The organism is Nonomuraea solani, assembly GCF_900108335.1.
In the GTDB taxonomy this organism is placed as follows: Bacteria; Actinomycetota; Actinomycetes; order Streptosporangiales; family Streptosporangiaceae; genus Nonomuraea; species Nonomuraea solani.
The window spans coordinates 377910-390380 of the sequence record NZ_FNVT01000007.1; the positions used below are offsets into that span (position 1 = coordinate 377910).

Annotated in this window: 14 protein-coding genes; 7 read left to right on the forward strand and 7 right to left on the reverse strand. The window is 71.7% G+C overall.

All coding sequences use genetic code 11. The annotated features are described in order from the left end of the window. Window positions 1-9: 9 nt before the first annotated feature. Both C4V41_RS26935 and C4V41_RS26940 read right to left on the reverse strand, forming a co-directional pair. On the reverse strand, window positions 10-1524 hold the full coding sequence (locus tag C4V41_RS26935) for an ABC transporter permease subunit (RefSeq protein ID WP_103958714.1): 1515 nt from the start codon (window positions 1522-1524) through the stop codon (window positions 10-12). Further along, window positions 1521-2438 carry an ABC transporter ATP-binding protein gene (locus C4V41_RS26940; protein ID WP_103958715.1) on the reverse strand — a complete coding sequence of 306 codons (918 nt, stop codon included), beginning with the start codon at window positions 2436-2438 and terminating at the stop codon, window positions 1521-1523. The genes C4V41_RS26935 and C4V41_RS26940 overlap by 4 nt, the downstream gene beginning before the upstream one ends. 87 nt (window positions 2439-2525) lie before the next feature. On the opposite strand from C4V41_RS26940, the gene C4V41_RS26945 reads away from it, so the two are divergent. Then, window positions 2526-3680, forward strand: coding sequence for a sensor histidine kinase (locus C4V41_RS26945; protein WP_103958716.1), 1155 nt, complete (start codon window positions 2526-2528; stop codon window positions 3678-3680). Continuing rightward, window positions 3677-4333, forward strand: coding sequence for a response regulator transcription factor (locus tag C4V41_RS26950; protein WP_200824242.1), 657 nt, complete (start codon window positions 3677-3679; stop codon window positions 4331-4333). Before C4V41_RS26945 ends, C4V41_RS26950 begins: the two co-directional genes overlap by 4 nt. On the opposite strand, the gene C4V41_RS26955 is transcribed toward C4V41_RS26950, so the two are convergent. Both C4V41_RS26955 and C4V41_RS26960 read right to left on the reverse strand, forming a co-directional pair. Further along, complete coding sequence (locus tag C4V41_RS26955) at window positions 4326-5138, reverse strand: SAM-dependent methyltransferase (RefSeq protein WP_103958717.1); 813 nt, start codon at window positions 5136-5138, stop codon at window positions 4326-4328. The two genes, C4V41_RS26950 and C4V41_RS26955, sit on opposite strands and share 8 nt — an antisense overlap. Before the next feature lie 78 nt (window positions 5139-5216). After that, entirely contained in the window at window positions 5217-6233 is a 1017-nt protein-coding gene (locus C4V41_RS26960) for a LacI family DNA-binding transcriptional regulator (protein ID WP_103958718.1), read from the reverse strand. Between the two features lie 241 nt (window positions 6234-6474). On the opposite strand from C4V41_RS26960, the gene C4V41_RS64365 reads away from it, so the two are divergent. Genes C4V41_RS64365 through C4V41_RS26985 form a run of 5 tightly spaced genes read left to right on the forward strand, consistent with a single transcriptional unit; the run spans window position 6475 to window position 11291 of the window. Continuing rightward, a complete protein-coding gene (locus C4V41_RS64365) occupies window positions 6475-7686 on the forward strand; it encodes a sugar ABC transporter substrate-binding protein (RefSeq protein ID WP_103958719.1) in 1212 nt (403 codons plus the stop codon). Next, complete coding sequence (locus tag C4V41_RS63160; RefSeq protein ID WP_235030400.1) at window positions 7683-8624, forward strand: carbohydrate ABC transporter permease; 942 nt, start codon at window positions 7683-7685, stop codon at window positions 8622-8624. Before C4V41_RS64365 ends, C4V41_RS63160 begins: the two co-directional genes overlap by 4 nt. Beyond that, the gene (locus C4V41_RS26975) at window positions 8624-9442 is read left to right on the forward strand and encodes a carbohydrate ABC transporter permease (RefSeq protein WP_103958720.1); all 819 of its coding nucleotides are present in this window, start codon (window positions 8624-8626) and stop codon (window positions 9440-9442) included. Before C4V41_RS63160 ends, C4V41_RS26975 begins: the two co-directional genes overlap by 1 nt. A 17-nt stretch (window positions 9443-9459) precedes the next feature. Next, window positions 9460-10239 carry a ThuA domain-containing protein gene (locus tag C4V41_RS26980; RefSeq protein ID WP_103958721.1) on the forward strand — a complete coding sequence of 260 codons (780 nt, stop codon included), beginning with the start codon at window positions 9460-9462 and terminating at the stop codon, window positions 10237-10239. Continuing rightward, on the forward strand, window positions 10236-11291 hold the full coding sequence (locus tag C4V41_RS26985; protein WP_200824244.1) for a Gfo/Idh/MocA family protein: 1056 nt from the start codon (window positions 10236-10238) through the stop codon (window positions 11289-11291). The genes C4V41_RS26980 and C4V41_RS26985 overlap by 4 nt, the downstream gene beginning before the upstream one ends. Here C4V41_RS26985 and C4V41_RS26990 read toward each other — a convergent pair. The 3 genes from C4V41_RS26990 to C4V41_RS27000 are packed head-to-tail and all read right to left on the reverse strand — an operon-like array spanning window position 11288 to window position 12463. Further along, window positions 11288-11626, reverse strand: a complete 339-nt coding sequence (locus C4V41_RS26990; RefSeq protein ID WP_235030401.1) for a class I SAM-dependent methyltransferase — start codon at window positions 11624-11626, stop codon at window positions 11288-11290. The genes C4V41_RS26985 and C4V41_RS26990 overlap by 4 nt on opposite strands. A 2-nt stretch (window positions 11627-11628) precedes the next feature. Further along, a complete protein-coding gene (locus C4V41_RS26995) occupies window positions 11629-11856 on the reverse strand; it encodes a hypothetical protein (protein WP_146103799.1) in 228 nt (75 codons plus the stop codon). A gap of 4 nt (window positions 11857-11860) precedes the next feature. Beyond that, window positions 11861-12463, reverse strand: a complete 603-nt coding sequence (locus tag C4V41_RS27000; RefSeq protein WP_103958724.1) for an ATP-binding cassette domain-containing protein — start codon at window positions 12461-12463, stop codon at window positions 11861-11863. Between the last annotated feature and the right edge of the window lie 8 nt (window positions 12464-12471).

Below are 12471 nucleotides of genomic sequence, written 5' to 3' on the forward strand. Positions count from 1 at the left end.
ACGGCTCTCTCATGCGTCCCTCCGGCCGAGTTGAACGGTGGCCAGGGTGAGGGCGAGCGCGGCGTAGGCGGCCAGGACCGCGAGGCCGGCCCAGGGTGGGAGCGGGTAGTAGCCGGCGATGGGCGCGTAGTGGCCGAGCACGTGCGCGTACTCGGGCAGGGTCTGCTGGACGGCGAACCCGGCGGCCGGGGTGAGCCGCAGCAGCCAGCGCGCGGCCTCGTCGGGCAGGACCGAGGTGGTCGCGAGGACGTGCGGGACCACGATCAGTGCGACGGCCGCGATGACCGCCGCGACCCCCCGCCGCAGCAGCGCCCCGAGGGCGAGCGCGAGCACGGCGGCCAGCGCGAACAGCGCCGCCAGCCCCGCCATGACGCGGATCTCGGTGAGCGTGGTCACCGGGAGGACGGCGTTGCCGTTGGCGCGCAGGATCCGCCCGCCGGCGACGTACGTGACCACCACGGCGGGCAGTGCGGCCGCGAAGGTGACCAGGCCGAGCGCGAGGGCCTTGGCCGCCAGCGCGCGCCCGCGCCGGGGGCCGGCGAGCAGCGTGGTGCGGATCAGCCCGGTCCGGTATTCGGCGGTGACGAACAGGACCGCCACCACGATCACCAGGACCAGCCCGAACAGCGCCGAGCCGAGCGGCCGTTCGGCGGTCTGGCCCTCCGTGGCCGGCGCGATGTCGCCGACGCCGGTCACGGAGAAGGCACTCCCGGACCCGCCGGAGCGGCCCGGGTGGTGAGGTTGGCCGTCGGGCCCGAGGGTGGCGCCGATGTCGTCGTGACGCCATCCCCCGGACGCCTTTCCGGTCTGCTCGACGTGGTCGAACTCGCCGGTGGCCTCCGTGAAGCGGGCTGCGGAGATGGACCCGCCGAGGTCTCCCTGGGTCACCGTCAGGTCGCCGGGCGAGGTCGCGAACAGCCCGATCTCGACCGTTTCCGGCAGTTCCGTCAAGGTGGCGGTGCCGACGGGGGTCCAGGTCGTGCCGTCGGCGGACTCGTACCCGGTGATGAGGTTGCCGGCGCGGGTGAGCCTCAGCCAGCGGGGTGACTTCGCCGAGACGCCGCCGGGTCGGCCGGCCACGTCGTGGGTGAAGTCGTGCTGCATCCGCACCCCGTGCGCGCCGGTCATCATCACGGCCGCGTACGACGAGCCCTGCTCGGTGCTCTCCTTGATCATGACGCCGGCCTTGGCCCACGGTACGAGCCCGGCGACCACGTTCCGGACGCCCGGGGTGGCGTCGGGCTTGCGGATCTGGCCGGTCATGGAGGTCAGGCGGGCGGTGATGGCGCCGTCGCCGGTCAGCCGCCGGTGCACGAAGAAGAACTTGTCGTCCACCGCCTCGCCCCCGGGCCCCACCGGGGGCGCGGGGCAGGCCGTCTCCTCCGGGCCCGCGCCGCACGAGGCGTGGCTACCGGCCGCCGACGTCAGCCCGAGCAGCACGGTGACCAGCGCCGCGGCCACCAGGGCGATCATCCAGCCGCGTACCGTCCTGAGCTTGGTCAGCTCCGCGCGCAGCATCCTCATCGCGCGGCCCCCCGGTACTCGACCGCGTCCCTGGTGAGCTCCATGTACGCCGCCTCCAGCGTCACCCGGTGCGCCGACACCTCGTGGAAGGGCACCGCGTTCGCGTTGAGCACGGCGACGACGTGCTCGGACGGCAGCCCGGAGACGGTGAGCGCGCCCCGGTCATCGGCGCTCACCTCGGCCCCGGCCGCCGACAGGGCGGCCATCGCCCGCGACGGCTCCGCGCTGCGCAGCGCGACCCGGCCACGGGAGGCCCGGGCGATCAGCTCGGCCACCCCGACGTCGGCCACGACCCGCCCGCGGCCCGCCACCACGAGATGGTCGGCGGTGTCGGCCAGTTCGCTCATCAGGTGGCTGGACACCAGCACGGCCCGTCCTTCGGCGGCCAGCGCGCGCAGCAGGCCGCGGATCCACACGATGCCCTCGGGGTCGAGGCCGTTGACGGGCTCGTCCAGCAGGAGCATGGGCGGGTCGCCGAGCAGCGACGCCGCGATGCCGAGCCGCTGCCGCATGCCGAGCGAGTAGCCGCCGGCCCTGCGCCGCGCCGCCGGGGTGAGTCCGGCCTGCTCGATCACCTCGTCCACCCGCCGCGCGCCCAGCCCCTGGGAGTGGGCCAGCCACAGCAGGTGGTCGCGGCCGGTGCGGCTCGGCTGCAGTGCGCCGGCGTCGAGCAGCGCGCCGACGTGGCGGAGCGGGTCGCGCAGGCTCCGGTACGGCCGCCCGCCCACCAGCGCGTGCCCCTCGTCGGCCGCGTCCAGGCCGAGGATCACCCGCATCGTGGTGGACTTGCCGGCGCCGTTGGGGCCGACGAACCCGGTGACGCGGCCGGGCGGAACGGTGAAGGTCATCCCGTCGAGGGCCGTGGTGCCGCCGTACCGTTTGCGCAGGCCGCTGACTTCGATCGTTGCTCGCATGTGATCGGTTGTACGGATCGGGCCCTAACACGGGCCGAACGACGGCTGTCACATCGTTGTTAGGTCCGGCAGGGCATCCTGGTTCCCATGAGAAAGCCGTGGCGTACCGTACGGACGCGCTTCACCGTCCTCTACGGTGCCATGTTCCTGTTGTCGGCCGTCGGCCTGCTGGTGATCACGAACCTCGTGGGGCTCGGCGGCACGCGGGTCAGCCAGTCCGTGCCGGCGCCCGTCCAGGCGACCACGCTGTCCGTCGCCGCCACGCGGATCGCCCGGCTGGAGGCGGAGCTGACCGCCGCGTACGCGGACCAGGAACGCCGGCTGCTCATCGGCTCGGCGGTCGGGCTCGGCGTGATGGCCCTGGTGTCGGTCGGGCTGGGCCGGCTCACCGCCGGTCGGGTGCTGCGCCCGCTGCGGACGATCACGGCGGCCACCCGCCGCATCTCGGCCGACAACCTGCACGAGCGGCTGGCCGCCGCGGGCCCGGCCGACGAGGTCAAGGATCTCGCCGACACCATCGACGAGCTGCTGGAACGCCTGGAGAGCTCGTTCGCCGCGCAGCGCAGATTCGTGGCCAACGCCTCCCACGAGCTGCGTACACCGCTGGCCACCATGCGCGCCTCCATTGACGTGGCCCTGGCCAAGCCGGACCCGGTGCCGCCGCAGACGACGGCGCTGGCCGGGCGGCTGCGTACGGAGCTCGACCAGGTGGACCGGCTGCTCGAAGGCTTCCTGCTGCTCGCCCGCGCCCAGCACGGCGCCCTGTCCGACCGGGCGACGCTCTCGCTCGGCCGGCTGCTCACCGCCGCCCTGGACGCCCGGGCCGGCGACATCGCCGCCAAGGGCCTCACCGTCCGCTCCGGCGACGTCCACGACGGCGCGTGGACGGAGGGCAACGGGACGCTGCTCGCCCGCATGGCCGACAACCTGATCGACAACGCCGTCACCCACAACGCGCCGGGCGGCTGGATCCGCCTGGCGACCATCGCCGACGGCGCGACGGCCGGGCTGGTGGTCGAGACCGGCGGGCCGGTGCTCGACCAGGAGCAGGTGGACCGGCTGGCCCGGCCGTTCCAGCGGCTCGGCGCCGATCGCGTCGGCACCGGCTCGGGGCTCGGCCTGTCGATCGTCGCGGCCGTCGCCGCCGCGCACGGGGGCTCTCTCGACCTGCGTGCCCGGCCTGAAGGCGGCCTGCTGGCCACCGTCTCGCTGCCCCTGGCCGCCGCCGGGGTGCCGGCGTGAGGGTGCTCGTGGTGGAGGACGCCAGGACGCTCGCCGCCGTCCTGGCCGAGGGGCTGAGCGATCAGGGCATGGCGGTGGACGTGGCGTACGACGGGCTGGAGGCCGCGGCCAAGCTGGACCTCAACGCCTACGACGTGGTCGTCCTCGACCGGGACCTGCCGGGCATCCACGGCGACACCCTCTGCCAGATGATCACCGAACGGGACGACCGGGTCATGGTCCTCATGCTGACCGCCGCCGGTTCGCCCGGCGACCGGGTCACCGGGCTGACGCTGGGGGCCGACGACTACCTGGCCAAGCCGTTCCACTTCCCGGAGCTGGTGCTGCGCCTCCGCGCCCTGGCCCGCCGGCGGCCCTCCGCGCGGCCTCGTACGCTGCGCGCGGCGGGCATCGAGCTCGACCCGCTGCGCCGCACCGCCACCCGCGACGGCCGCCCGCTGGAGCTGTCGGTCAAGGAGTTCGCCCTGCTGGAGGCGCTGCTCCGGGCCACCCCGGCCTTCCTCAGCGCCGAGGACCTGCTCGAACAGGTGTGGGACGAGCACGCGAACCCGCTCACCAACACCGTCACGGTCACCATCGGCCGCCTGCGCCGCAAACTCGGCGACCCGCCGGTCATCGCCACGACGCCGGGCGTGGGCTACCGCATCACGTGACCTTACGGCCGACGCCCACCAGGACCCAGGCCTTGTCGGGGGGCCCGGAGGCGAACGGGCTGTCGGGCCGCCACTCCCGGACGTAGACCAGGCCGGGATCGACCAGCTCCAGGCCGTCGAAGAAGGGCAGCACCTCCTCCCGGCCGCGGGCGCCGCCCTCGGTGTGGCCCAGCATCTTGCGGTAGAGCTGCACGATCGGCTCGGCGATCTCCGGGCGCGAGTCGAAGACGACATGGGTGATGACGACGTGGCTGCCGGCCGGCAGCGCGTCGATCAGCTCGGCCACGCGCCGGTAGGGGTCGTGGTCGTCCGGGATGTACTGCAGGACGGCGAACAGCAGCACCGCCACCGGCTGGTCGAGGTCGATCACCTTGCGCAGGCCGGGGTCGGCGAGCAGCGCGGCGGGATGCATGACGTCGCCCTTGACGACGGTCGTCCGCGGCCCTCGGGCGAGGATCGCCCGGCCGTGCGTGAGCACCACGGGGTCGGTGTCGACGTAGGCCACGCGGGCGTCCGGGGTGTGGGAGCGGGCCAGCTCGTGCGTGTTGAGATCGCTGGGCAGCCCCGAGCCGAGGTTGATGAACTGCGTGATGCCCTGCTCGACGAGGAAGCGGATCACGCGGACGTGGAACGCCTGATGCTCCTGCGCCATCACCCGGACCTCCGGCGCGATGGCGAGCACCGCCTCGGCCGCCTCCCGGTCGGCGGCGAAGTTGTCCTTGCCCCCGATGAAGTAGTCGTGCATTCGGGCGAGGTTGGGCGTGTTGGGGTCCACGCCTGCGCCCCACCGCGCCTCGTCACTCATGCGCCGCCCCCTCCACGGGCTGGAGAACTCCTTGATTATGCCCGACGACAGCACGCTATCCAGTGATGGTGACAAGCCTCAAGTGCGCGACGGTGGTGGCCCCACCGATTGCCCGGGCACGAGGGTGCACGGGATGAGGCGGTGCGGAGGGGCGTCCTGGACGCCTTCGAGCTGGTCGATCAGCGCGTTCACGGCCAGCCGGCCGAGCGGCGCGGCCGGTGCCTCCATGACGGTCAAGGAAGGCTCGATCATTTCGCCGAGTTCGCGCGTGGTGGACACCGAGACGATGGACAGGTGTCCTGGCACGTCACGGCCGAGCGCCCGCGACCCCTTGACGAGCCCGGCCGAGGCGCCCTCGTTCATCAGGATGACGGCCGTCGCCTCCGGGGCGTCGGCGGCGAGCGCCCGCGCGGCCTCCCGGCCGCCCGCCGAGGTGCCCTCCACGGTGATGACGGCGGGCGGCGACCCGAGGATCGCCATCGCCTCGCGGTAGGCGGACTCGGCGCGCATGATCCGGCCGGGCTCGTTGCCCGGCGCGGCCTTCGTGCGCTGGGTGACGAGCGCGATCCGCCGGTGGCCGTATGAGCGGAGGTGGTCGACCGCCTGGTGGATCGTGGTGTCGAAGTCGATGTCGACGAACGGCAGGTCGTCGTTCTCGGTCCGCCCGATCAGCGCGAACGGCACCCGCGAGGCGATGAGCCGGTCGACGCGGGAGTCGTGGATCTGGACCTCCATGAGCAGCGCGCCGTCGACGAGACCGCCCGCGAGCAGGTGCGACATCTGCTCGTCGTCGTTGATCGGCCACAGCACGAGGTCGTAGCCGCGCTCGCGGGCGCCGTGGGCGGCGCTCATGACGAACTGGATCACCGTGGCGTTGGGCCGGGACTCCAGGTCGGGGTGGAGCAGCGCGAGGATGTGGGTGCGCGAGCTGGCCAGGGCACGGGCGACGACGTTGCGCCGGTAGTCGAGCTCCCGGATGGCCGCCTCGATGCGGGCGCGCGTCTCCGGCGCCACCGGCTTGGTGCCGTTGATGACGAAGGAAACGGTGGCGATGGAGACCTTCGCCCGCTCGGCGACCTCGCGCATCGTGGCCATGGGTGACGCCTCCCGGCTCGTAGGGACGGCGCCTGCGACTATAGCGCAAATTCTCTTGTAAAACGCTTAACTTCTTGTTGACATCGCCGGTCGATAGGCGCAACATACTTCACAAGCCAGCGCCGGTTAAGCGCTTTGATGATGGCCCGGGCGGACGCGCCCGTGTGGCCCTCCTTTTCCGCACGAATTCGCCGAACGACTCCCCCCATACGCCGGATGCATTCAGCAGAAGGAGTAGCCCATGAGGACAGCGCGAAAGCGTCCGCTGAAAGCCGTCGCGGTGGCGGCCCTCGTCCCCCTCTCCCTGACCGCGTGCGGCGGATCGAGCTCCGCCGGCGCCGGGTCGCCGAACACGCTGACGATCCAGGACTACTACGAGCCCGCGCACGACCCGATCTACCACTCCTGCGCGAAGACCGTCGGCGTGAGCGTCGAGATCAACCACCTGCCCGGCCCCGGCCTGATCCCCAAGGTCCTGCAGCAGAGCTCCTCGCGCACCCTGCCCGACGTGCTGATGCTCGACAACCCCGACGTGCAGCAGATCGCCGCCTCCGGCGCGCTCTCGCCGCTCACCGACTACGGGATGAGCGGCGACGGCATGGTGGAGGCCGTGGTCAAGGCGGGCACCTACGAGGGCAAGCTCTACGGGCTGGCGCCGTCGGTGAACACCCTGGTCATCTTCTACAACAAGGACCTGTTCAAGGCGGCCGGTCTCTCGTCGCCGCCCAAGACGTGGGACGAGCTGCGGGCGTACGCGAAGAAGCTCACCCGGCAGGGCCGGTACGGCTTCGCGATGAGCAACGTCAACACCTACGAGGGCTCGTGGCAGTTCCTGCCGTTCATGTGGGGCAACGGCGGCTCCGAGCAGGACATCACCGGCCCGGAGACCGCGCAGGCGCTGCGGTTGGTCCTCGACCTGCAGAACGACGGGTCGATCTCGAAGAGCTCCATCAACTGGAGCCAGGACGACGTGATCGACCAGTTCATCGCCGGCAAGGCCGCGATGGTCGTCAACGGGCCGTGGCAGATCCCCGCGCTGGAGAAGCGGAAGGACGTGAAGTGGGCGGCGTTCCCGGTCCCCACCCGGCTGGCCACGCAGACCACGGTCGCGCCGCTCGGCGGTGAGGTCTACACGGTGCCGCGGACCGCCGACAAGGCCAAGATGACCAAGGCCGGGCAGTTCGTGAAATGCCTCATCTCGCCGGAGATGCAGCTCGAATCGGCCAAGCTCCGGCAGACCGTGCCGTCCGATTTGAAGGTGGCCGCGGAGTTCGGCAGCTCCAACGAGGTCATCGCGCCGTTCGTCACGACCGTGAAGACGGCGCGGGCGCGGACCGCGATCCTCGGCGCGGACTGGCCGAAGGCGGCGACGAAGATCTACACCGCCGTGCAGGCCGCGCTGACCGGCAAGGCCGCTCCCGAGCAGGCGCTGCGGCAGGCGCAGGACCAGTGACGTCGGCCGACCTCCGCCTCGGGGCCGCCGCGGGCGCGTCGGGAAGCCGGGCCCGATGGACGCGCCTGCTCCGGCGGCATTCGCACTGGCTGTTCTCGCTGCCCGCCATCGCGTTCGTGGCGGTGTTCTTCGGTTATCCCATCGTCCAGAACGTCGTCATGAGCTTCCAGGAGTACACGACGGCGACGTTCTACACCGGCGAGGCGCCCTGGGTCGGCCTGGCGAACTATGTGGCCTCCCTTTCCAGCAACCTGTTCACGACGACCGTGGTGAACACCGCGCTGTTCACGATCGGGTCGATCTCGTTCCAGTTCGTCATCGGGCTGGCGCTGGCGCTGTTCTTCAGACGCAATTTCCCGTTGAGCGGTTTTCTGCGGTCGTTGCTGCTGTTGCCGTGGCTGCTGCCGCTGATCGCCTCCAGCGCGGTGTGGAAATGGATTCTCGACCACGAGAACGGCGTGCTGAACCAGTTTCTCGGCCTGTTCGGCGTCGCGCCCGTCCCCTGGCTGGTCAGCCCCGGGCTCGCGCTCGCCGGCGTCATCGGGGTGAACATCTGGCTGGGCATCCCGTTCAACGTGGCGATCCTCTACAGCGGGCTGCAGGCGGTGCCGCGCGACCTGTACGAGGCGGGGTCGCTGGACGGCGCGGTCGGCTGGCGGGCGTTCCGGCACATCACCTGGCCGAACATCCGGTCCGTGGTCAGCGTCGTCATGGTGCTCGGCGTCGTGTACACGCTCAAGGTCGTCGACATCATCCTCGGCCTGACCGGCGGCGGCCCGGCCAACTCCACCCAGACGCTGGCCACGAACGCGTACAACAAGTCGTTCGTGGAGTTCAACTTCGGGGAGGGCGCCGCGCTCAGCAACATCCTCATCGTGGTGTCGCTGGTGTTCTCCCTGGTCTACCTCTACATCTCGCGCCGGGAGCCCGACGAGTGATGAACAATTCCGTCAACGTACGCCGGTTGCCCATGACGGCGCTGGGCCTCGTCTTCCTGACGCTGATGATCTTCCCGGTCTACTGGATGGTCAACAGCAGCCTGCAGACCGGCTCCGGGGCCGCGTCGACCAGTTTCTTCCCGATCCATCCGACCCTCGACGGGTACGCGACCGCGATCTCGGAGCAGGGCCGCAACTTCCTCACCAGCCTGGTCATCGCCCTGGGGACCGTGGTCCTGACGCTGCTCGTCGCCACTCCGGCCGCCTACGGGCTGTCGCGGTTCCGTACGCGGGGCGGCACCGTGTTCCTGCTGGTGCTGCTGGTCACGCAGATGATCCCGGCCATGGTGATCGCGAACGCCCTCTATCCCCTGTTCAACTCGCTCAACCTGCTCAACGACGTCTTCGGCCTGATCCTGGCCAACACCGCCGGCGGAATCCCGTTCGCGGTGCTGCTCATCAGGGCGTTCATGGGGGCCATCCCCCGGGCGCTGGTGGAGGCCGCCCTCGTGGACGGGGCGAACAATCTCCGGGCGTTCGTCTCGATCGTCGTACCGATCAGCAGGAACGCGATCGTGACGGCGGCGCTGTTCACCTTCCTGAACGCGTGGAGCGACTTCCTGTTCGCCCTCACCCTGACCAGCACGCCCGAGGTGCGGCCCATCACGCTCGGCATCTACGACTACATCAGCGCGGACACTCAGAACTGGGGCCCCGTGATGGCGACGGCCGTGCTCGCCTCCATCCCGGCGGGCCTGCTGCTGATCTTCGCGCAGCGCTCCATCGCGGCGGGCGCCGTCAGCGGCGCGGTCAAGTGAACGAAAGGGACTTTTTCATGACATTGCACGTCACGGTGTGGGGCGAGAACCGCCACGAGCAGGCCGAGCCCCTCGTGGCCGGGATCTACCCGGACGGCATGCACAACGCCATCCGGCGCGGCATCGAACGCTGGCTGGGCGACAGGGCGACCGTCGCCACGGCCACGCTCGACGACCCCGAGCACGGCCTGACCGAGGAGGTGCTGGCCAACACCGACGTCCTGACCTGGTGGGGCCACGCCGCCCACGAGGAGGTCGCCGACGAGGTGGTCGAGCGGGTGCACCGGCACGTCCTGTCCGGCATGGGGCTGATCGTGCTGCACTCCGGCCACTGGTCGAAGATCTTCCGCAAGCTCATGGGCACCACCTGCACGCTGCGCTGGCGCAGCGACAACGACCGCGAGCTGGTCTGGACGGTGAACCCGGCCCACCCGATCGCCCGCGACATCCCGCACCCCATCGAGATCCCGGCCCAGGAGATGTACGGCGAGCAGTTCGACATCCCGGCCCCCGACGAGCTGGTCTTCATCAGCTCGTTCACCGGCGGCGAGGTGTTCCGCAGCGGCTGCACCTTCCGGCGCGGCAACGGCAAGATCTTCTACTTCAGCCCCGGTGACCAGGACTATCCCGTGTACCACCACGAGGACGTGCTGCACGTCATCGCCAACGGCGTCGAGTGGGCCGCCGGCGACCGGTCGAGGCGCGAGCTGCCGACCCTGCTCCGCTACGAGATGGGCGACTTCTTCACCGGCCACGGCTACCGCGGCGCCATGCACAACAAGGAGAGCTCGGAGTGACGCTGCGTTTCGTGCAGGTGGGGGCGGGCTCGATGGGGCTGGCCTGGATGCGTACGCTGGCCGCCACCGAGGGCGTCGAGCTGGCCGGCGTGGCCGATCTCGACACCGAGCGGGCGGCGGCGGCCGTACGGTCCGTGTTCGGGGACGCCGATGTGGTGGTGGGCGCGTCGCTCGGTGAGGTGCTCGCGGCGACCGCGGCGGACGCCGTGCTGAACGTCACCGTGCCCGCCGCCCACACCGAGGTGAACGTCGAGGCGCTCTTCGCCGGGCTGCCCGTCCTCTGCGAGAAGCCCGCCGCGCCGACCCTCGCCGAGGCCGTCGTCCAGGCCGCGGCGGCCGAGGTCACCGGGCGGCTGCTGATGATCAGCCAGTCGCGCCGCTACTACGCCGCCCTGGCCGCGTACCGGAGCCGGCTCGCCGAGCTGGGCACGGTCGGGCTGCTGACCACGGGCTTCTACCGGGGCCCGCGCTTCGGCGGCTTCCGCGAGGAGATGGAGCAGCCGCTGCTGGTCGACATGGCGATCCACGCCTTCGACGCGGCCCGCTACCTGCTCGGCACCGAGCCGGTCTCGGTCACGTGCGAGAGCTGGAACCCGGCCTGGAGCTGGTTCAAGGGCGACGCCGCCGCCATGGCGACCTTCCTGTTCGGCGACGGCGCCCGTTACGTGTTCACCGGGAGCTGGTGCGCGGAGGGCCTGGAGACCTCGTGGAACGGCGAGTGGCGGGCCTCCGGCTCCGGCGGCACCGCGACGTGGGACGGCGAGGACCGCGTCACGTCCAGCGCGGGCGGCGCGGTGGACGTGCCGCCGGGCGGAGCGGAGCAGATCTCCGGGGCGCTCGCGGAGTTCGTCGCCTCACTGCGCACGGGCGCGGAGCCGTCGGGGGCGATCTCCCGCAACCTCTACAGCCTGGCCATGGTCGAGGCGGCGGTCCGTTCCGCGGAGTCGGGCGAGCGCGTCGAGATCGACGCACTGCTGGAAACGGCGCACGCGGACGCGCTGGCCCTTCCCCTGCGGGAGGAGATCCGGGTACGGCTCCAAGGCGCGTCCTAGTTCCGGGTGGCGGACACGATCACGCGCGGCGTGTCCGGCAGGGTCGCCGGCGTGTCCCGTGCCTCGGCCAGCAGCACGGACACGCCGGGCCCCAGCTCTTTCTCCAGCGCCACCGAGTCCGCCAGGATCCGCCGGTACACCTCCAGCTGCCGCTCCAGCCACCGATCGGCCTCCTCCCTGGAGGTCACGGTGAACCCAGCCCGGCCCAGCATCCCGGCGTGGTCGAGGTAGGACGGCTCCCAGGTGCTGAACACGAACCTGCCGCCCGGACGCAGGACGCGGGCCACCTCGGCGAAGGCGGCCCGCTTGTTCCAGACCATCCACAGGGCGTCCACGCTCAGCACGGCGTCGCAGGCCGCCGCCTCCAGGCCGGTCTCGGTGAACCGGCGTCCCTTTCGAGCACGGCGGTGGTGACGGCGCCGACGGCCGCAGGGACGAGCGCCACGGACGCCGTCGCGGCCAGGCTCGCCGCCACCCCGCCGGCGATCCGTCCCAGATGTGCCCGCAGGTACGGCAGCGCCGCCCGCAGCAGCCCGGTTCTGGGCGGAGCGTCCCTCAGCGGCACGACCTCACCCATGGTGGTCCCGCAGAGCGATGATCTGGGTGGCGGCGCGGAGCAGGGCCGGGCGGTGGGTGACGGCGATGACGGTTCCGGTGCCCATCCAGTCGCGGACGCCCGTCAGGAGAGCCTCCTCGGTGCGCTCGTCCACGGCTGAGGTGACGTCGTCGAGGAGGAGCACGTCGGGACGCCGGAGCAGGGCCGCCGCCAGGGCGACGCGCCGGCGCTGGCCGCCGGAGAGCGTGGCGCCGCCCTCGCCGATCACGGTGTCGAGCCCGTCGGGCAGGGCGTCGATCTCCTGGAGGATCGCCGCCGCCCGTAAGGCCGCGCGCAGCACGCCGGGTTCGGGGGGTTCGGGCAGGCCGAGGGTCAGGTTGCCGGCGATGGTGCCGGAGACGAGGACGGGTCGTTGGGGCACCAGCGTGATCCGCCGTCGTAGCGCTTCGGGGTCGAGGGCGCGCAGGTCGGTCCCGCCGTAGCGGAGTTCGCCATGGGTCGGCTCCCGGAGCCGGGTGAGCAGGCGCAGCAGCGTGGACTTGCCCGCCGCGACCGGCCCGGTGACGACGGCGAACGCCCCGGGCTCGACCCGGAAGGTGACCGGTCCGAGCAGCACCCGGCCCC